Source organism: Clostridia bacterium (genome assembly GCA_035561135.1).
In the GTDB taxonomy this organism is placed as follows: Bacteria; Acidobacteriota; Terriglobia; order Terriglobales; family Acidobacteriaceae; genus DATMYA01.
The window spans coordinates 681,119-700,584 of sequence record DATMYA010000008.1 but is presented as its reverse complement, the minus strand read 5'-3'; the positions used below and the strand labels follow the sequence as shown (position 1 = coordinate 700,584).

The 19,466-nt window shown below is 58.2% G+C and carries 19 protein-coding genes; 10 read left to right on the top strand and 9 right to left on the bottom strand.

Annotated elements, in window-relative coordinates:
• Window positions 1–23 precede the first annotated feature (23 nt).
• The gene (locus tag VN622_03110; GenBank protein HWR34846.1) at window positions 24–1,058 is read left to right on the top strand and encodes a hypothetical protein; all 1,035 of its coding nucleotides are present in this window, start codon (window positions 24–26) and stop codon (window positions 1,056–1,058) included.
• A 39-nt stretch (window positions 1,059–1,097) separates the two neighbouring features.
• Here VN622_03110 and ligD read toward each other — a convergent pair whose 3' ends face one another.
• Window positions 1,098–3,176: a non-homologous end-joining DNA ligase gene (gene ligD / locus VN622_03105; protein HWR34845.1), complete on the bottom strand. Its 2,079-nt coding sequence runs from the start codon at window positions 3,174–3,176 to the stop codon at window positions 1,098–1,100.
• A 187-nt stretch (window positions 3,177–3,363) separates the two neighbouring features.
• Window positions 3,364–3,684 (bottom strand): antibiotic biosynthesis monooxygenase, encoded by a 321-nt coding sequence (locus VN622_03100; protein ID HWR34844.1) that lies wholly within the window; start codon window positions 3,682–3,684, stop codon window positions 3,364–3,366.
• A 267-nt stretch (window positions 3,685–3,951) separates the two neighbouring features.
• Here VN622_03100 and VN622_03095 point away from each other — a divergent pair, with 267 nt between their 5' ends.
• Together VN622_03095 and VN622_03090 are read left to right on the top strand one after the other, a co-directional pair.
• Window positions 3,952–4,473 carry a hypothetical protein gene (locus VN622_03095; GenBank protein ID HWR34843.1) on the top strand — a complete coding sequence of 174 codons (522 nt, stop codon included), beginning with the start codon at window positions 3,952–3,954 and terminating at the stop codon, window positions 4,471–4,473.
• Between the two features lie 56 nt (window positions 4,474–4,529).
• Window positions 4,530–4,973 (top strand): NUDIX hydrolase, encoded by a 444-nt coding sequence (locus tag VN622_03090; protein HWR34842.1) that lies wholly within the window; start codon window positions 4,530–4,532, stop codon window positions 4,971–4,973.
• A 406-nt stretch (window positions 4,974–5,379) separates the two neighbouring features.
• Here VN622_03090 and VN622_03085 read toward each other — a convergent pair whose 3' ends face one another.
• Window positions 5,380–5,991 (bottom strand): UbiX family flavin prenyltransferase, encoded by a 612-nt coding sequence (locus tag VN622_03085; GenBank protein HWR34841.1) that lies wholly within the window; start codon window positions 5,989–5,991, stop codon window positions 5,380–5,382.
• Window positions 5,992–6,080: 89 nt separating this feature from the next.
• Here VN622_03085 and VN622_03080 point away from each other — a divergent pair, with 89 nt between their 5' ends.
• The 4 genes from VN622_03080 (at window position 6,081) to VN622_03065 (ending at window position 9,747) form a co-directional block, all read left to right on the top strand.
• The gene (locus tag VN622_03080) at window positions 6,081–7,784 is read left to right on the top strand and encodes a ChaN family lipoprotein (GenBank protein HWR34840.1); all 1,704 of its coding nucleotides are present in this window, start codon (window positions 6,081–6,083) and stop codon (window positions 7,782–7,784) included.
• 103 nt (window positions 7,785–7,887) lie between these two features.
• On the top strand, window positions 7,888–8,634 hold the full coding sequence (gene larB / locus VN622_03075; protein HWR34839.1) for a nickel pincer cofactor biosynthesis protein LarB: 747 nt from the start codon (window positions 7,888–7,890) through the stop codon (window positions 8,632–8,634).
• A gap of 116 nt (window positions 8,635–8,750) precedes the next feature.
• Entirely contained in the window at window positions 8,751–9,224 is a 474-nt protein-coding gene (locus VN622_03070; protein HWR34838.1) for a MarR family transcriptional regulator, read from the top strand.
• A gap of 70 nt (window positions 9,225–9,294) precedes the next feature.
• Entirely contained in the window at window positions 9,295–9,747 is a 453-nt protein-coding gene (locus VN622_03065; protein HWR34837.1) for a DoxX family protein, read from the top strand.
• Window positions 9,748–9,976: 229 nt separating this feature from the next.
• Here the strand turns inward: VN622_03065 and purB are convergent, their stop codons facing one another.
• The gene (gene purB, locus VN622_03060; GenBank protein ID HWR34836.1) at window positions 9,977–11,272 is read right to left on the bottom strand and encodes an adenylosuccinate lyase; all 1,296 of its coding nucleotides are present in this window, start codon (window positions 11,270–11,272) and stop codon (window positions 9,977–9,979) included.
• A 135-nt stretch (window positions 11,273–11,407) separates the two neighbouring features.
• On the opposite strand from purB, the gene VN622_03055 reads away from it, so the two are divergent.
• On the top strand, window positions 11,408–11,929 hold the full coding sequence (locus tag VN622_03055; GenBank protein ID HWR34835.1) for a MarR family transcriptional regulator: 522 nt from the start codon (window positions 11,408–11,410) through the stop codon (window positions 11,927–11,929).
• A 70-nt stretch (window positions 11,930–11,999) separates the two neighbouring features.
• On the opposite strand, the gene VN622_03050 is transcribed toward VN622_03055, so the two are convergent.
• A complete protein-coding gene (locus tag VN622_03050; GenBank protein ID HWR34834.1) occupies window positions 12,000–12,257 on the bottom strand; it encodes a glutaredoxin family protein in 258 nt (85 codons plus the stop codon).
• Window positions 12,258–12,439: 182 nt separating this feature from the next.
• Here VN622_03050 and VN622_03045 point away from each other — a divergent pair, with 182 nt between their 5' ends.
• Together VN622_03045 and VN622_03040 are read left to right on the top strand one after the other, a co-directional pair.
• Window positions 12,440–12,802, top strand: coding sequence for a PilZ domain-containing protein (locus VN622_03045; protein HWR34833.1), 363 nt, complete (start codon window positions 12,440–12,442; stop codon window positions 12,800–12,802).
• A 139-nt stretch (window positions 12,803–12,941) separates the two neighbouring features.
• The gene (locus VN622_03040; GenBank protein ID HWR34832.1) at window positions 12,942–13,880 is read left to right on the top strand and encodes a hypothetical protein; all 939 of its coding nucleotides are present in this window, start codon (window positions 12,942–12,944) and stop codon (window positions 13,878–13,880) included.
• A gap of 40 nt (window positions 13,881–13,920) precedes the next feature.
• Here the strand turns inward: VN622_03040 and VN622_03035 are convergent, their stop codons facing one another.
• The 4 genes from VN622_03035 to VN622_03020 all read right to left on the bottom strand — a co-directional run bounded on the left by VN622_03035 (window position 13,921) and on the right by VN622_03020 (window position 19,462).
• Window positions 13,921–14,250 (bottom strand): hypothetical protein, encoded by a 330-nt coding sequence (locus VN622_03035; protein HWR34831.1) that lies wholly within the window; start codon window positions 14,248–14,250, stop codon window positions 13,921–13,923.
• A gap of 315 nt (window positions 14,251–14,565) precedes the next feature.
• Window positions 14,566–17,019 (bottom strand): ATP-dependent Clp protease ATP-binding subunit, encoded by a 2,454-nt coding sequence (locus tag VN622_03030; GenBank protein HWR34830.1) that lies wholly within the window; start codon window positions 17,017–17,019, stop codon window positions 14,566–14,568.
• 190 nt (window positions 17,020–17,209) lie between these two features.
• Window positions 17,210–17,917 (bottom strand): ABC transporter ATP-binding protein, encoded by a 708-nt coding sequence (locus VN622_03025; protein HWR34829.1) that lies wholly within the window; start codon window positions 17,915–17,917, stop codon window positions 17,210–17,212.
• 186 nt (window positions 17,918–18,103) lie between these two features.
• Entirely contained in the window at window positions 18,104–19,462 is a 1,359-nt protein-coding gene (locus tag VN622_03020) for an FtsX-like permease family protein (GenBank protein HWR34828.1), read from the bottom strand.
• Window positions 19,463–19,466: the final 4 nt, after the last annotated feature.

Genomic DNA, 19,466 nt, shown 5'->3' with positions numbered 1-19,466 from the left:
TTTCGTAGTTGCATCGAGCATTGATGCGGGAACGTTATAAAGCCATGATTCGCGATTATTTACGACTTTCGTATCGTTGCGTTCTGTTCCTCTTGATTTCGCTGGCGAGCGTCTTGCCCGTTGCGTCTCAAACCTGCACCATGGGGCCTGAGATGGACCCGGCGACGCGCAGTGCCGTAGAAAGCGCTGCCCATCAGTACTTCAACATGGCCGTGCAGGGTGACATTTTCGGCCTCAAGCAAAATTCCATACCGGCGATTGCCAACGATTTCAGTGGTATCGAACGGGCCGTGATAGACAACCGCGCTGTACTTTCCGGCGACCAGCCCGCAATTCGCAATACTTACCTGCTGGATCTTCCCGGCGCCGCCGCACAGGAGAGCGCAGAGTTCTTTTGCGGAGTCTTCGGCGCAAACGGGCAGACGCCAAACAGCGCAGGTTTCCGTATTCCTAATCTCCCGCCCGGCCGCTACGCCATCGTCGTACAGGACGTGCAGGGCACGAAGGGTCCCGCGGCGCTGACACTTGTTCTGCAACAGCTTTCAACCGGATGGAAGCTGGGAGGCTTCTACGCCAAGTTACTGCAGGTCGGCGGACATGATGGGGAGTGGTTCGCCAACATGGCTCGCGAGTTTAAAAACAAGGGACAGATGCACAATGCCTGGTTCTACTACATGCAGGCGCGCGACTTGCTTGCCCCCGTGCCGTTCATCAGCACTCTCAAATTGGACCGGCTCTACGATGAGGCCCAGCAGGTGATGCCGAAAGACATTCCGATCAGTGGCCCCGTCAACTTTGCCGGGTCCGATGGACGCACCTACGAGTTCACCTCTATGTTCCCGGTCGTCGTCGGCGACGAACTCAATCTTGTCGTGAGGTATCAATCGGCAGATGTTTCGGATAGTGCGAAAGCCTTCCAGGAGAACACGGCACTGATGCGGGCACTCGTGGCAAGATACCCAGAATATCGCGAAGGCTTCCAGGCCATCGTGGCCCGTGCGGTCGCGCCCAGCGGCCAGGACTACGGCACGCTGCTGGCGATGAAAGACATCAAGTAACGGTAAATGCAAGCGGAGTTCCTTTGCACTGTCTTGCTTCTACGCCGCCTCGCCCCCTTCCGCCCGACGCACCTCCGCTTGCGCCGATTTTGGAAACTCGAATCGGCACTCGACCGGCTTCTTATCGAGACGCAATCCCTGGAAGACGGGGGCACGCATCTTCACCGCACCGCTCTGCCCTTCATGCGTCCACTCCGTGAACTTAATCTCTGCAACGAGCTTTGGTTCCACAAAGTGCACCTGGCGTGTGCTCTCCACTTTCATGCCGAAGGGATTCCTCGTGGTCTCGATGTCCTGCAATCGCTTCCACATCTCGGCGTGCGTCCGCTCGCTGAAGCCGCTGCCCGCTTGTCCAACGTGAATAAAACGATTCCTGTCGTCATACAAGCCCAGCACGACGGATCCAAAATGCTCGCGTGAGCCCTTGGGATCGGTGTATCCGGCGATGACGCATTCCTGCGTGTGGGTGATCTTGATCTTCAGCCACTCGCGCGTGCGTTTCTGTATGTAGCAACTTGCGCGCCGCTTGCCAACAATGCCTTCCAGCTGCCGCTCGCGCGCCACCTTGAACAGTTGCCCCCCGTTGCCGGCAAAGTGCTCGGAGATGCGAAGACGGTCACTCTGCCGCACGATCTCGTTCAGCAGCTCTTTGCGCTTCTCCAGTTCGACGCGCATCAGGTTATAGCCGTCCAGGTAGAGCAAGTCGAAGGCGTAGTACAGCACCGGGATATCAGGGTTCGAGACGCGTATGCGTCTGCTGCCTTCTGCGGTCAGGCCCGTGCGCTGCTGCATCAGGCTGAAGCTCGATCGCCCTTGTTCATCGAGCGCCACAATCTCGCCATCCAGCACGGCGGTGTACGCTTCGATCGATGCGAAAAGGGAAGTCAGTTCGGGGTAACCGGTGGTGAGGTCGTTCTGGTTGCGCGAAACCAGACGCACTTGCCCATCTTCGATGAACGCCACGGCGCGATAGCCATCCCACTTCACTTCGAAAAGCCAATCTTTGTCATCGAAAGGCTCATCGACCAGCGTCGCCAGCATGGGATGAATTGCCTTTGGCATCGGCCCCGCCACCGCGCCTTTCAGGGATGCCAACTCGCCTCGTCTGTTTTCATCGGCTATCGCGGAGTTTTTTTTTACCGCGCTCTTCGGGCGTGTATTCACCGTCGTAGGCCGCAGTTCTCTAGCAGACTTCGGTTCGGCGACCGCCACTCGGCCCGTAGCCACGGCACTCCGCCCGACACTCTTCGCCGCCTTTTTCGCAGCCGCACTCGTCATCCTGCGCTCGTTGCTCTTTGCCGCGACGGTTGTATTCGCGACCGGGTTGGCGGCGTTCTTCGCGTTGGTTTTTGATCGTTTCACCGAAGCGGTATTGCCATCTGATCGTTTGTTGCGCACCAGCCTATCGTGCTTCGCTACCGAAGCTGCCAGCCAGTCGCTCTTCGCCGCTTGTCCCGGTACCGCCTTCCGGTTGCTCTCCCATTCTTCCGAACCCTCGTCGGCCGCGATGTCGTCCAGCGTGCGACGCGTCAGAACCGAATAGTCGTACTCATCGATGTTGTAGCCGGGCTGCACGGTATCATCGCGATGCTTGATTAGCAGCCACTCCGTCCCTTTACTCCCTGGCCTGCGCGAACGCATTTTCGCCAGCACAAATTCACCGTTGAGCTTTTCGCCATGCAGGCGGAACTTCAGGTCGCCCCTGCTCAGCATCTCCGACGCCCACTTCTCCATGTTGCCGGACTTGCTGCCCGATGTTCCGGAAGGTGTTTTTTCGTCCTCCTTCGGTGGCGATGGTTCCCACGTCCCCGTGTCCCAAACCATGACCGTGCCCGCTCCGTAGTTCCCCGGCGGGATGATGCCTTCGAAGTCGAAATAGGAGACGGGGTGATCCTCCACCTGCATTGCCAGCCGTTTATCTGCGGGATCGAGCGAAGGTCCTTTCGGCACCGCCCACGACTTCAGCACGCCCTCCATCTCCAGGCGGAAGTCATAGTGCAGATGCGAGGCCCTGTGCTTCTGCACGACGAAGCGGTGCCCAGTGCTCTCTTCCACTTTTGGCGGAGGCTCCGGCGTCTGCTCAAATTGGCGTTTGCGTTTGTACTCTTCCAGTGCCATGACGCTGGTTTAGATGTGAAATGCCACAGCGCTGCTGCAATCTGTTTCACGGACGTAACTTCACAACGGTCGCTGCTGCTGGACGTTTCGCGAGGCGACCTGCCGTTGCACAGCAAGAGGGCGAGCCGGCAGGCTCGCGCCTCGGGTCTGCGGAGCACACATGCCCCGGGCAATTGCCGAATCCTGACTAGGCCGCCATGCCCTCGGTGATGCGGTGGAAAGTTGACGTGTGAACGTTGTACACCCTGACCTTTGGTTCCGAGTTCAGCAGCAGTTTTGTCTTCTCAATCAGGTTTGCATAGTCGTCGCGCTCATAACGTTCTATATCGGCTTTCGTCTTCCAGAAAGTCAGGCTCAAAATGTGTGTTGAATCGTCGCCGATTAACGCCATGGCATCGACAAACCCATTCTGCTTCTTCAATACCGGCAAAATATCTTTGGTCGCGAATGTTCGGAAATCGTTGATTTTGTCTGGGCGGATACTCATTTCAACTATGCGCGCAAACATATGTCGATGCTCCTCTCGCGCTTGCCTGATGGGGATGTTCTGGTCCCGCTGGATGCGGGGAAGGGAGGTTGTGTTAGTTGTTATGGCCTACTGCGACAACGCGCGAAGTATACAACGTTTCGCCGTCCATTTTCGGCTCTGGCCTGTGAAATGAGCGTCGCTTCGTCCACGGGCGACTGCTCGAAATATGGTTATGATTACCGGATGGTGCGCTACTCTGGACGACATCAAAACGTTCAAACGCCAGCAGTTCAAACGAGGTGAGCCGTGTCGATCCATTGCTATCTTCAGCACGCTTTAGCAGCGTTGGTGCTGCTCGCCGTTTTCGTCGGGTCAGCTACGGCGCAGAACACTCGCATTTCAAGTACTCCGACTTTGCAAACTCGCCAGACGACCTCAACGGGGCGGCCGCAGATTTCTCCCACGGCTGATTTTTCGGAGGAGGTTGCCAACGCTGTGCTAAACGACATTCGCAACGGTCTCGAAGGACACAACCAGCGCCGCGTGCTCTCGGCGTTCGATGCCGAGAAGATGGACGGCTATCTAAGCTTCGAGGATCAGATACAGTCCTACCTGGAGTTCTATGAGAGTTTTCGCGTGTACTTCCGCATCATCCAGACCTCGACCGACGGTCTCAAGGGAATCGTGCTAGCCGAGTTCCAGATTGAAGGAACACCGCGCAGCGGGGGCAATGCCGTTCGCCGCAGCAACCAGCTTCGCTTCGAACTCGAGCGCGGCAAAGAAGGGTGGAAGATTGTGGACTTCCGTCCCCGCAGATTCTTCTCTTAAACGATGCAGGAGCAAACAATTCTCTGACTGTGTCTTTCCCGGAGGAGCACTGGCCCATGAAGCGCGATTATCCTGAGAGACCGATTGTCGGCGTGGGAGGCGTCGTAGTCGATGGTGACCGGGCGCTCATTGTGCGCCGCGCCACCGAGCCGCTGAAAGGCGAATGGTCCATCCCGGGCGGCGTCGTCGAACTCGGCGAGAAGCTGCGGGAGGCCACAGCGCGCGAGGTCCTCGAAGAAACCGGCCTTGTTGTCGAAGCCGGAGAAGTGCTCGACGTCTTCGACAGTATCTTCGCGGACCCTGACGGGAGCACGCAGTACCACTTTGTTCTGATCGATTTCCTCTGCCGCCCCGTGTCCGGAACTCTCCAGGCAGCCACCGACGTCAGCGAAGTCAAGTGGATCATCCTTGAGGACCTCGCCACTCTCACCATTCGGGAAATCACCGCAAACGTCATCCGCAAGGGACTCGGCAGTGCCGGCAACAAAAAACCGGTGTAGTGGCAGGCGTCCCTGTCGAAACCAAAATCAACGCCCCGCCTCTGTAGCCAGACGGGGCGCCGGTAAGCTGTCTTGAATTGGCCTGAGGCGGGCTCACTCCGGCTTCCCGCGCGTAACCCAATGTACGCCCGGTTGACCATCGTGCCCTGCGACAGACTTCGTAATGATTGCCCGTTGTTAGACGGGCGGAAAGTCCGGCGAGCTAGGGAGCGAACGCGCCCTAAGCCTCAGCCACCTCACTTATTAGTCGTTTATGGCTACAGTCTGAACCTTTTGCCATCGGACCACCTCCTCTCCAAGTGTACCGAGATGATAACGGTCGATCGCTGGTATTGTCAATGTCGTCAACATCGGCAGGCGCGTGATTGGCGCGGGTTTCCGGCCCATCAGCAAAAATTCTTGCGCCTTACCCTCTCCAGGTGTAGGCGTCCGGCTGGGGCACTCCAACGTGCTTGAGCACACGGTTGCCGAACTCCCGCGCAATTTCATCCAGCGACTCAGGCTTGTTATAGAAGGTGGGGATCAGCGGGTAGATCGTCGCTCCGGCATCGGCTGCCAGCGACATATTCCGTAGATGGATCTTGTTCAGCGGAGTCTCTCGTACGCAAAGCACCAGCGGTTTGCGTTCTTTCAGGCAAACGTCCGCCGCGCGTTCAATCAGGCGGTCGGCCAGTCCGTTTGCGATCTTTGCCAGCGTTCCCATCGAGCAGGGAATCACGATCATCGCATCGGTCGGATAGGACCCGCTCGCGACATTAGCGCCTATGTCGTCGTTATTCTGCTGTTGAATTTTCTGCGACTCGTGCCCAAGCAGCTGCGCAACCAGGTTGCCGCGCCCCTTCAAGCCAAGTTCTTCCGCCATCACGCGCAACGAGTTGTCGCTGGCGATGAAGTTCACCGTTCGCACTCGCTCGTCACCGTCCAGCGTGAGTAGCAGTTGCCGCGCGAAAGCGGAGCCGCTGGCTCCGGTGATTGCCACTGTGATCGTCTGTGCGAATGTGCTTACGTTTGAATGCATCCAATGTAGGTTAGTGCGTTCCCCTGGGCAGAAGCAAGGAAAGCAGCTCTGGCTGTCCAATTTAGTTGCCGGGGCCGCCAAACGGCGAAATGGCCGCCACGTCCAAACTTCGATCACGCAGGAGCGCCGCACAACTGCACGCGCTTATGCAGGTCGAGCGCCATATTCGTGCCGCCGATTCCCATGGTCGCCGCAAATATCTTCGCTCCTTTGCCGACGCCTACCAAGCCTACGAATCCGTCCTTACGCCACAGCAGGTTAATCAGTCGCTGCACTCTGCCGACATCGTGCTGATTGGCGATTACCACGCCCTGCCAGCCTCTCAGCAGTTCGCTGCCAGCGTTATCCGCGAACTCGCCGATTGCGGCCGTTCCGTCGTGCTCGGACTCGAAACCATCTTCTCGCGCGATCAACACATCGTGGACGAATGGCAGCGCGGCGAAATCGACGAATCCGAGTTGCGCGAGCGCATACGTTTCGATCTCGACTGGGGATACGACTGGCGACCCTTCGCTGAATTGCTCGCTTCTGCCCGTGCCCATGGCGTTCGCGTGTATGGTCTCGATTGCATGCCGCGTGGCGACCTGCGACGCATCGGCGCACGCGACCGCCACGCCGTCGAAAAGATTGCGGAGATCAGCGTGCACAACCCGGAAGCGGTGATCGTTGTCCTCTTCGGCGAATCGCATCTCGCGCCCGAGCATCTGCCTAGACTCCTGAAACGCCTCCTGCCGAAGCACGACGTGCTCACCGTTTTGCAAAACATCGATCCACTCTATTGGCGTGCGGCCGGTGAACCTGCCGAGCGCATCGACGCCGTCCGCGTCTCGTCCGATGTAATTTGCGTTTTCACCTCAACGCCCCTGGAAAAGTACGAGAGCTACCGCCTGTGCCTTGAGCGATGGCGGCAGGAGCGCGCGGGCGTACCTGATTTCGCACCCACGGTTTACAACCTTACGGACGCGCTCATCCGTTATTTCAATATCGACAAGTATTCGGCCACGAACAGCACGCAGCCGAAGTTCCTCGTCGATCTGTTTCCGGAAGTCTGCTGTCGCACCACCCTGGACGGCATTCGCAAGGTTCTGTACCGAAAGCGCGTCAGCGACGAAGACGTTCACCGCGTCATCGGCCACGTCGAGCAGTTCGGCTCCTGCTATCTACCGGGAAGGAACGTCTTGTTCGTTCACCGCTTTCAGATGATGCACGGAACGGAAGAAGTCACGCACTTCATCCATGCCGCCTGTCGCGGAGCCGTCGGCGCCAGCAACCTGCAGAAGGCCGAACGCGTCGAGCGGCAATTGTCCAACCAGGTCATTTCCGACGACTACTTGTACCTTCGCTGCATTGAAGAAGCACTCGGATATTTCGGTTCCCGCGTGCTCTACCCAGCTCGTCCGGCGGTTCGCGAGCGCGACCTCTATGCGCTTTACGCGCTCTCCCGCGAAGAAGTGGAGAACACCACGCGCTTCTCGTATCGCGACTTCCTGCACATGATCGACTTCATGGCCATGCACAAGGATTTTGAAAACAACGTCCGCAAGTACCGGAAAGTGCCGCAGCTTATTACCGAACGCCGTTCCTACTCGGGCGAGAAGCGTGAGTTCGTCGCTCAACAACTCGGAGCCATGCTGGGAAGCGAACTCTACGACGCCTTCGTCTCCGGACGCGTGCACAAGCGCTTTGTTCGCTCGCTCTTCTTCCTCGACCTTACGCGTCCCGGAGCCGCACATCTCACCTACTTCGCCATCGTCCGGCGAACTCGCAAGCAAAAGCGCCGCGTCGTGGCCTGAGAAAGCAACTCAGGATGACCCCGCGTGGCGCGCGCTTCAAATTCTTCAGCAGCCTGCCTTGGCCACTGAGGGCAAGTTGGTGGTGTAATCTGTTTGGAAAAGCATGAACGCCACTGATATCAAGAAACTGTTCGAGCAAGTACGCCGCGGCAAGCTTTCACCCGACGACGCGGTGCAGCAGCTTCGGCATCTACCTTTTGAAGATCTCGGCTTCGCAAAGGTCGATCACCATCGGGCGCTCCGCGTTGGAATGCCCGAAGTCATTTTCGGCCCCGGCAAGGCTCCCGCGCACTTGGCGGAAATTTTTTTCCGTCTCGCAAGTCAGGGAAATAGCGTGCTCGCTACTCGCGTCGTCCCCGGGCAGGTCCGTGCCGTTCGCAAGAAGCTTCGCAAAACCGAGTACGATGAGGTCGCGCGCACACTCGTACTACGCCAGAATACTGACGAACTGGGGAAGGGAATTATCGCGGTCGTTTCCGCCGGAACCAGCGATGTCCCCGTTGCCGAAGAAGCGGTGGTCACTGCCGAGTTGATGGGCAATCGCGTTGAGCGTCTTTACGATGTTGGCGTCGCTGGCATTCACCGCCTGCTTGCCCATCGCAATGCCCTGAGTTCCGCGCGCGTCATCATCGTCTGCGCCGGCATGGAAGGGGCGCTGCCCAGCGTCGTTGCCGGACTCGTAGGCGTCCCCGTCATCGCTGTTCCCACTAGTATCGGCTACGGTGCGTCGTTCGGCGGAGTCACCGCGCTCCTGGCAATGATGAATTCCTGCGCCTCCAACGTCACGGTCGTCAACATAGACAACGGCTTCGGCGCCGCATACGTCGCCACCATGATTAATCGGCTGTGATCTGCATTGATCGCTTCTGAACCCGGCACGCAACTGCGCAGGAGCGGCGCGAGGTATCTGCTGTCCATTTCAAAAACATCTTTGACAATAGTCGTGATAACAGATATCGTCAGCACATGAGAGATTGCCTCAAGACCGAAATCAAGCAGAGCAAGCCCTTCAGCAGCCTGGAGGAAGAGGTGTTTATCAGCCTCCAGCGTACGGCGGACGTGCTCACCGCAAAGGCAGAGGCTGTTCTGAAGCAGTACGGAATTTCCGTCACCCAGTTCAATGTGCTTAGAATTTTGCGTGGAGCCGGCGGCGCGGGACTCGCTTGCGGTGAGATAGGCGAGCGCATGATCGCCCGCGATCCCGACATTACGCGCCTGCTCGATCGCCTGGAAAGGTCGGGTTGGATCGCCCGTACTCGCGACGATAAAGATCGCCGGGTTGTAATCACGAGGATCACTCGCGAAGGCCTTGGCTTACTTGCAAAGCTCGACCGGCCCGTTCAGGAGTTTAATGTGCAAGCGCTCGGTCACATGGGCGAGAAACGCATGCGGGCGTTATTGAATGGGCTGAACGAAGCGCGACATCCGCCCACAACGTAGGTTTATTTCTTTCGTAAATACTCGTTATCACGATTGTCAGCATCACAACTGTGAGAAGAAGGAGTAACACATGAACTTGCTAACTCGCCAGAACATTGGATTGGCCCTGGTACGCATCGCCATCGGAATCACGTTCCTCGCGCATGGAAGCCAGAAGCTCTTTGTCTGGGGTGTTCCTGGCGTTGCGAACAACTTCGCCCAGATGGGAATTCCTTTGCCGACGCTCTCGGCCTACCTCGCTACCGCAGCCGAATTCGGTGGAGGCCTTTTTCTGCTGCTCGGCCTCTATACGCGCCTTGCAGCCATCCCAGTCGCTTTCACCATGCTGGTTGCGCTACACCAAGTGCATTTCAAGGGCGGATTTTTCCTGCCCACAGGCTTTGAGTACGTGCTGGTATTGCTGGCCTCCACAATCGCGTTGGGCATTGCGGGCGGCGGGGCGTTCGCGCTCGATAACCTCCGTGTCCGTCGCGCCACCGAACGTGGGGAGGGGCTTCGCGCAACGGGCTCGAAAGCGGCGTAATGCAGGGGAAGTCAACCAGAACTACGAACCCTGGAATTTTCGGACGCTTCTATCGGGAGCTGCCGGCTGATGTGCCGGAGTAGTAGTGGCCGTTTTCTACGATCCTTATGTGCGGTGAGTTGCCTGATTCTCGAGTACCATCGATCGCTCGGAGCTTTAGGCTGGGCGAGTTGCAATTTGAGAAATGAAAACGCGCGGGCTAGCCGCGCGTTTCGTTTAACGTGCTTCTCTATCTGCCGAACACCCTTCCGAAAATCTTATCTACATTGCGCAGTTGCCGCTTCAACTCGAAAGCCCGGTTGATGGTCTCGCGATCCACTTTGCCCGTAATCTCAGGATCGTTGAGCACCAGCTCGCGGAAGTCGGTCTCTTCCCGCCAGGCTCGCATGGCGTTCCGCTGCACGATTCGGTAAGCGTCCTCGCGCAGAACTCCCGCTTCCACCAGGTCCAGCAGCAACTGTCCGCTGAATACCAGCCCAAAGCTGGAGTTCAGATTACGCAGCATCCGTTCCGGATAGACCAACAAAGTGTCGATCAGCGTTGTCGTTTTGTTCAGCAGGTAGTCCACGAGCGTAGTGGAATCCGGCAGAATGACGCGCTCAACCGACGAATGTGAAATGTCGCGCTCGTGCCATAGCGGCACGTTTTCGAATGCTGCCTGTGCGTTAGCTCGCACCACACGCGCAAGTCCGCTGATCTGTTCGCAGTTGATCGGATTGCGTTTGTGCGGCATGGCCGATGAGCCCTTCTGCTTTTCGCTGAAGTACTCTTCCGCCTCGCGCACCTCTGTGCGTTGCAGATGCCGAATCTCGGTCGCAATCTTGTCCAGCGACGACGCAACCACCGCAAGCGTGCCGAGGTAGAACGCGTGACGATCGCGCTGGATCACCTGGGACGAAACGCTTGCTACGTCTAAATCCAGGCGTTTGCAGATCGCTTCCTCGAACTCTGGTTCCAGGTGCGCGCAGTTGCCTACCGCGCCGGAGAGCTTGCCTACGCGCATCTGTTCAGCTGCGCCAACAAACCGCTCAAGGTTTCTTTGCATCTCGGAATACCAGTTGGCCAGCTTTAGTCCGAACGTGATCGGCTCGGCATGAACGCCGTGCGTTCGGCCGATCATTGGGGTGTCCTTGAACTCGAACGCCCGTCTGCGCAAAACTTCGATCAGTCGCTCCAGGTCCGCGCGAATCACCGCCGACGCCTGCTTCATCAGCAGCGCCTGTGCCGTGTCCACAACGTCGTTCGAGGTCAGGCCGTAATGCAGCCAGCGCGACTCCGGACCCACCTTCTCCGCGACTGCTGTCGTGAAGGCGATTACGTCGTGTTTCACCTCGGCTTCAATTTCGTTAATCCGCTTCAGGTCGAAGTCGCCCTTTTCGCGTATCGCTTTCGCCGCATCGGCGGGCACCAGCCCGGCTTCAGAGAGCGTCTCGGTCGCCGCGACTTCCACCTGCAGCCACGTGCGGAACTTATTCTCATCACTCCAAATACGGCCCATCTCCGGGCGCGTGTAACGCGAAATCAAAGGTCTGGCTCCTTGACTGGATTGTCCGTGGGAATGGTGCGGAACTCGTTATTGTACGCGTCCGGACTGCGCTGGCCCAAGCTGCGTCTCATCAACTGCAAGATATCTGTAAGGCGAACATGACTGGAGCTCCCGATGACAGACGACTACGCCATCGCCAACGTCGAATACCGCGCTCTCGCCGAGTTCCGCTACCAGGTACGGCGCTTCCTTCGTTTCAGTGAAGAAGCTGCGCGCCACGCCGGCGTCGAGCCGCAGCAGTATCAGCTCATGCTCGCCGTTAAGGGGTTGCCGCCCGGTCTGCGTCCGCGGATCGGCGAAGTTGCCGAGCGGTTACAGATACAGCACCACAGCACAGTGGAGCTTGTCGATCGTCTTGAGAAGCAGGGACTGGTGCAGCGCAAGCGTGGTTCTGAGGATCGCCGCGAGGTCATTATCTCGCTCACGCAGAGGGGCGAAAAGCTGTTGAGCGAAGTCGCCACTCACCATCGCAACCAACTGCTTAATAGCGGACCGCAGCTCTTGCATTCGCTTCGACATGTCATCGGAGCAAATGTTGCATCGCAGCGCCCGGCGTCCAATTCGCAACCTGCGAAGGCTTCGTCCACGCGCCCGGCTGCAAAGCGAGTCGCGCGTAAGCGGAATCCATCACGGTAGCCAGCACCTATCAGCAGGAGCTACAAAAAAGCCGGCACTTAGCCGGCCTGTCCGCTTGCTGCAGGTTCGATTAGCTCCCGGTGACGCCGAGCAACTTGCCCATCTCTTCGTACCGGAAACCCTGTCCAGGCTTGTACGGCTGAACCCATTGTCCATTGATGACGAACTGCGGAATTGCGCGCTTGCCAGTTCGCCGGATGACCTCTTCGGCTGCTCCCGGAGTGTTGTCGATGTTGATCTCCGTATAAGTGATCTTGTGCTTGTCAAGGAAGCGCTTGGCTTCGCGACAATCCGAGCACCAGCTTGCGGAGTAAACAGTCAGCTCCATATACCTATCTGGATGAGGGTTTCTGAACAGAGTTGCAAAAAGTTGAGGATACGGAAGGTAAGCGGTTCAAATCGTCTGGCCAACTCCTACTGCGCACGTGCCGATCTTCGTCCTGCTACTTCTGTAATCTTTCCTGTCGGTTGAAATACGGGTATGTTCCGTCATCCGTGGGGAGGAGAACTATGGGTGCAGACCCCGTCTTACCCGATCCAAGGTATCCCAAGGTCCGACGCTGGCCGCGATACAAGCTCGACGTCCCCATCCGCCTCATCGCCCACAAGGGCGATAGGATCGCCATCGTCCAGGGCCGCGGCAACGAGTTGAACGAAGGCGGGATGGCTGTCTTCGCGGGCATGGAGTTGCGCATTGGCGAGAACGTCTCGGTGGAATTCACACCGCCATATTCAGGCCAGCCCATAAGGGTCCGCGGAGTCATCGATAATCGCCAAGGCTACACCTACGGTATCGAATTCATCGTGGAAACCGCCGAAGATCAAAGACACGTCAGCCAGATACGCGCTGTTCTGGGCGCGATGAAACACTAGCAGCGCAGGTCAGCTCCCCCATTCGTCTAAAGAACGTGGTTGCCACCGTTCTCCGAACGCTCAGAATATTCGCTCTGCCCCCCCAGCCAATGGTGTAGCTTCAACGGCGGCCAGCATCGAACTGTTCAACGGAGACACTATGAAATTCGCATACCTATTCGTCGCGCTCTCACTGCTCATCCCGGCCGTGGCCTTTGCGGGCGATAACTACGCTGATCTGCTCCGCCACTTCGAGTACGACATCAAGGCTCCGTTGAATGTGCGCGAGGTCGGCGTGGTCTCCCGCGCGGGTGCGAAGGTTCACGACATCACGTACGTCGGCGCAAATGGCACAGTCCCCGCTTACCTTGTTGTGCCGAATGGCAATGGTCCCTTTGCTGCCGTTGTCTGGGGACACTGGATGTTGGAAGGTTCTCCGTTTCGCAATCGCACGGAGTTTCTCGATGAAGCCATCGCGCTCGCGGAGAGTGGAGTTGTCTCGCTCCTTATCGACGCGCCCATGGTTCGCCCAGGCTTCAAGGATACCGAGCCAGATCCCATCTATATGCGCGATGACGTCATCGACCTGCGGCGCGGCCTCGATCTTTTGCTGGCTCGCACCGACGTGGACCAGAGGCGCACGGCATTCGTCGGACATAGCTTCCATGCCGGGAGCGGCGCCATCCTCTCCGGCGTGGATCGCCGCGTAAAGGCTTTCGTCCTCATGGCCGGCGGCCTGGATACGCAGCAGTTCCTGGTCAGCAAGGCGCCGGTTCTCGCCAAGATAGGGCTGGACGTCCGCGAGCGCGTCGCCAGGATGTACGCCGAGTACAGTTGGATCAATCCCTGCCAGTACGTGAGCCGCGCTGCACCGGCCGTCGTCTTATTGCAGAACGGCACACGCGACGAATACATGACGGTTGATGACGTGCGGCACTACTCAGAGTGCGTCAGCAATCCGAAGACAGAAAAAATGTACGGCACCGGCCACGAACTGAACGCGAAAGCGCGTCTCGATCGCGCAGAGTGGCTGCGCCAACAGCTAGGCCTGAAGGCGTTGAACACAGCGGCACTCAAGAGCGTCCCGCCAATTCACTGAGCACCACTGCCGGTGAAGGTTCAGCGCAGGGAAGTTCAAGCTATACGGCCTGCTTTGGCCGGCCATAGTTGCTGACGGCCTTCGTGATTCCGGGCCCAGCTTTCTTTAGGTCTTCGATGTTCATGCTCGGGTGAATCTGCACCTGAGCGTTGAATGCGAGAAACCAGGGCTCGGCAATCGCAGGGATTTGCGACGGTTCCTTTAAATCGAAGACGATGAACCCCGTCCGATTGCCATTCTCTTCTGTGAAGTACGCTGCCTCGGGCTTCAGCTCCGCGAGAATGGATTCGATCGTTCCGGGCAGAGTGCCGTTGCGGGCGGCAGCATTGCCCGCTTCGACAGGGATAGAGACCTTGAGCATGCAGCGCATGGATTCCTCCTCGGAAACTCGGCAGATTGGATGCGCAATCTACTGATTAGGGGCAGGGCCCGTAGCTCAGCGAGACGTGCGCCTGCGGCAGCGAGGAAGCGGCTCCGCCGCGTCTTTTACGGCACGGGGGCATCCTGAGCGTAGCGAAGAATTTGCTGTTCACAACAAAGCAGATCCTTCGGCCCCGCAAAAGCGGCGTGACCTCAGGATGACCCGATATAGATTTTTCCCGCAGCCTGTTAAGCGCTGAAGGATCAAGCGAAAAAAAGGGGGAGCGTTTCCGCTCCCCGCTTCCATGGTATGGAACTGGTTTTTCTAGTTCGAGAACAGCAGCACGCCATCTTTGCTCTCTTCGCCAACCTGGCGATAGAAGAGCTGGTTGTTGTCGATGTAAACCTCGACGAACGCCGGTCGCGTCTTGATGGTGCCCTGGATGAGCGCCTCCGAGAGCGGGTCCTCGATGTACTTCTGCAATGCGCGACGCAACGGACGCGCGCCGTAGCTGCGGTCGATGAGAGTCTTGTCCAGAATCCATTTGCGCGCGTCTTCGTTCACCGTGATAGTGATGGAACGTTGCGACAGGTTCTGGTTCAACTGCGTCACCATAAGCTCCACGATCTGGATCAGGTCCGCTTCCGTCAGCGACTGGAAGAGCACGACTTCGTCGAGACGGTTGAGGAACTCGGGATTGAAGGTGCGCTTCACTTCGCCCTTCACCATCTCCTCGACTTTGTCCGAAATCATCTCTTCCTTTTCGCTCTGGAAGCCCATTCCGGTGCGCTTCATCAGATGACGAGCGCCGATGTTCGAGGTCATGATCAGGATCGAGTTCTTGAAGTCCACGGTGTTGCCGAGACCATCCGTCAACTGACCGTCTTCAAAAACCTGCAATAGGATGTTGAACACATCCGGATGAGCCTTCTCAATTTCGTCGAGCAGGACGACGGAATATGGTGCGCGCTTCACCCTTTCAGTCAACTGACCGCCCTCTTCGTACCCGACGTATCCCGGAGGCGAGCCGATGAGTTTGCTCACCGAATGTTTCTCCATGTACTCGGACATATCGAAGCGGATGAGCGACTTTTCGCTTCCGAACATGAACTGCGCCAGCGTGCGAGCGACTTCCGTTTTGCCAACGCCGGTCGGACCAAGGAAGAGGAAAGAGCCGATCGGACGGTTCGGACTCTTCAGTCCGGCACGCGAGCGGCGAATCGCACGCGACAACGCGCTGATCGCACGGTTCTGCGATATGACGCGCTTGTGCAGTTCCTCTTCAATGCGGAGCAGCTTCTGTGACTCTTCTTCCTTGATGGACGCCACGGGAACGCCAGTCCAGCGCGACACGACTTCCTCAATGTCTTCGCGGGTAACGACGCCAGTGGCGGACTCATCCAGGTGATACTTATCCCGCAGAGCGCGCAGGTTCTCGCGCTCCTTGCGCTCCTCGTCTGAGTAGAAACGCGCCTTCTCGAATTCGTGATTCGCGATGGCGTTCTCCATGCGGTGGACGATGAACTTGATCCGCTTCTGAACCTCTGTGATCTCATCAGGAAGCGCGGTCTGGCGCAGTTTCACGCGAGCACCGGCTTCGTCGATGAGGTCGATGGCCTTATCGGGCAGGAAGCGATCCGGGATGTAACGGTTCGAGTGCGATACGGAGAATGAGATGGCCTCGTCCGTGTATGTCACGGCATGGAACTTCTCGTAACGATCTTTGATGCCGAACAGGATTTTGGTCGCGTCGTCTTCGTTCGGCGGCGGAACTTTCACGGACTGGAAGCGCCGCTCCAGTGAGCGGTCCTTCTCGATGGACTTGCGGTACTCGCCCGGTGTGGTAGCGCCTATGCACTGGATCTCGCCCCGCGAAAGTGCCGGCTTCAGGATGTTGGCCGCGTCGAGCGAACCCTCGGCAGAACCCGCCCCGACGAGCGTGTGCAACTCATCGATGAAGATGATGGAATTCTGCGACTCCATCAGTTCCTTCATGATGGTCTTCAGGCGCTCTTCGAACTGTCCGCGATACTTGGTTCCGGCGACGATCAGCGAGAGGTCAAGTGCGAGCACGCGCTTGTCCGCCAGGAATGACGGAACTTCGCCGTCGGCGATGCGCTGCGCAAGGCCTTCGACGATGGCCGTCTTACCGACGCCAGGCTCTCCGATAAGCACCGGATTGTTCTTGGTGCGCCGGCAGAGAATCTGAATAGCGCGGTCCACTTCCTGATCACGTCCGACGAGCGGATCAAGCTGGTTGTCCATCGCGGCCTGCGTGAGGTCGCGCGAGAACTCCGCCAGCAGGGACGACTCTCGCGAACGCTGCGAAGCGGCAGGCTGAACCTTCTCCTGCGACGTGCGTGCAAGCTCTTCACGAATGGTGGGAAGGCGCAGTCCGCGCTCCTGCAGAATCTCTGCGGCGAAGCACTTTTCTTCCCGAAGCAGTCCGAGGAGCAGGTGCTCTGTGCCGATGTGCTTGTGCGACAGGCGCTCGGCTTCCTCCGCCGCGTAGGCCAGCACGCGCTTGCACTCGTTGCTCAAGGGGAGGTCCACAGAGGTCGAAACCTTCTCGCGGATCGTGGTGTGCCCCTCGATCTGCTTGCGAATGGAGTCCACCGACGAATGCTGCCGGAGGAACCGGTTGGTCAGCGCCTTGTCTTCGCGCAGCAATCCCAGAAGCAAGTGCTCCGTTTCAATGTAGGGAGATCCGAACTGGCTTGCCTCGTAACGCGCGAAAAAAATTACGCGTCTGGCTTTCTCTGTGTACCTTTCGAACATTCGCTGCAATCTCCGAAGCTCTCCGGCCACGCTGGGTACTGCTTTCAACGTGGACCGGGAGCCTCTTCTTCCTACCCTCAAAACTCGGATGCCCCTGGCCTCGGCCTGTTGCCCTGACCCCAGCCCCGGGAGTACTAACATCCGTACCAATAGACCTATGCTACTCGTACCTCCGCAAATCCTGTCCTGGCTACGCCGGCAAAGACTCCGGCTGAACCTCTTCCACTCGTCCGCCATGCAGATACAGAACGCGATCGCACCGGCGCGCAAACGCGAGATTATGGGTGACGAGGAGAGATGTAAGTTGGTAGTCGGAATGTAACCTGGCGATCAACTCGAACACTGCTTCCGCCGTTCGGTTATCGAGGTCGCCCGTCGGTTCATCCGCCATGAGGATCTGCGGCTTCGTTACCAGTGCGCGCGCCAGTGATACCCGCTGCTGCTCGCCCCCGGAAAGCTCGCCCGAACGGTGGCGCCCGCGGCCCTCAAGGCCAACTTCGCGCAGCCACTTGCGTGCTTCCTCTTCCGCTTCCCGTCGGCCTCGCCCACGCAGGAGCAACGGCATCGCGATGTTCTCAACGGCCGTGAACTCCGGCAGGAGGTAATGGAACTGCCATACAAATCCGAGTTCGCGGTTTCGGAACTGTGCTGCGGCATCGTCCGAAAGCGTCTGCAGTTGGAGATCGGCGCAATACACGTCGCCTTCCGAAGGCCTGTCGAGCGCTCCAAGGATGTGCAGCAGGGTGCTTTTGCCCGAACCGCTCTGGCCGACGATCGCCAGCATCTCTCCCTTCCTCACCTGGAAGGACAGGTTCTCAAAGAGCACTAGATCCGAGCTACCCGACTGGAAGACCTTCTTGAGGCCCTCCGCCCTTATGACTTGGTCGCTCTTTAACATTGGATGCAGGCTGAAACTCCGGCGCTTCAGATTTCACCGGCGTGAGGAGAGCATGCTCTCCGTGCCTCGGTGTTTTAGGCATTAGAACACGTTGTGAGAGTCATGCACTCTGGTTTTTGGGACGACAACCAACGGACGATTCAAGCGAGCGGCCGACTATATACGACTAAAGCCTTACCCGGAATGTTATTCGTAGCGTAGGGCTTCGGCGGGGAGAACCTTTGAAGCGGAGTACGAGGGGTAAATCGTTGCGATAAATGAAATCGCGAGAGCAACCACGGCGACAATGACGCCATCGATGGCGCGCGCGGCAAAGGGAACGTAGTCGATGGAGTAAACCTCGGCCGATAGCGAGACGAGCTTGTAGTGTCCGGCGGTCCAAGAGAGAGAGTATCCGAGCACCAGGCCGAGAGCAGTTCCGATGACGCCGATCAGCATGCCCTGCATGATGAAGATGTTTCTCACCTGCGCACGCCGTGCGCCCATGGAGACCAGAACTGCGATGTCCTTCGTCTTCTCCATGACCATCATGATCAGCGAAATGAGGATGTTGAGCGCAGCCACGAAAACGATAAGTCCAATAGTGATGAAGGTGACGACGCGTTCGAGGCGAAGAGCGCGAAACAGTGCGCGATTCTGTTCCATCCAGTTGGTCGCCTGGAAGCCGGGGCCGGCAGCTCTTTCAAGTTGCTGGCCGATGTCGGCGGCGCGATAAATATCGTCCACTTTGAATTCGATTACCGAAGCGACGTCGGCAAGGCCGAAGAGCTTTTGCGCGTCGGAGAGGTCGGTGAGCGCCCACGCCGTGTCGTAATCGTAGAAGCCTGACTGGAAAATTCCGACGACCTTGAAGCGGACGTACTTGGGAACGATGCCGAAGGGCGTTAGTTCTCCCTGTGGACTGGTGACGAGCACGACAGACCCAACCGTAGCGCCGAGTTCGTCCGCCATGTCTTTTCCCAGAATGATCGGAGGCAAGGCACGAAAGCGCTCTCGAGACGCGGAGAGAGAACTGGGTGAGTCTTCCGTAGTCGCATCGTTGGAAGTGTTATTCGAGTCGTCGTTCTCCGCGTAGAGTCCGCCTCTGCTGGCGCGCTCGAATGCGTTTGCGGCTTGCGAGTCAGTCAGTGGCTTGGCGGAGCCGAGTTTGACGGAATTGAGCAATTCGCTGACCCGACGTTCGCGGTCCGGGAGAACGCCTTTGAGGATGGCGCCTTTGGCACGCGCACCGCGAGAGATGAGCACCTGTTCGTAGATCGCGGGCGCGGCGGCCTGGACGTGTGGCTGCGTTTGCAGGCGATCGAGCGTGCCCTGCCAATCGAGGATGCCATCGCTCTGCACACGCATGAGGCTGACATGGGATGTGGAGCCCAATAGCCGCTGCTGGAGGTCTTGCCGGAATCCGTTGTTGATGGCCAAGGCCACGATGAGCGACGCAACGCCCGCAGCCACGCCGATCACCGATATAACCGTGATGATGCCAATGACGGCTTGACGCCGTTTAGCACGAAGATATCGGGCGGCTACGAACAGTTCAAATCGCAAGAAG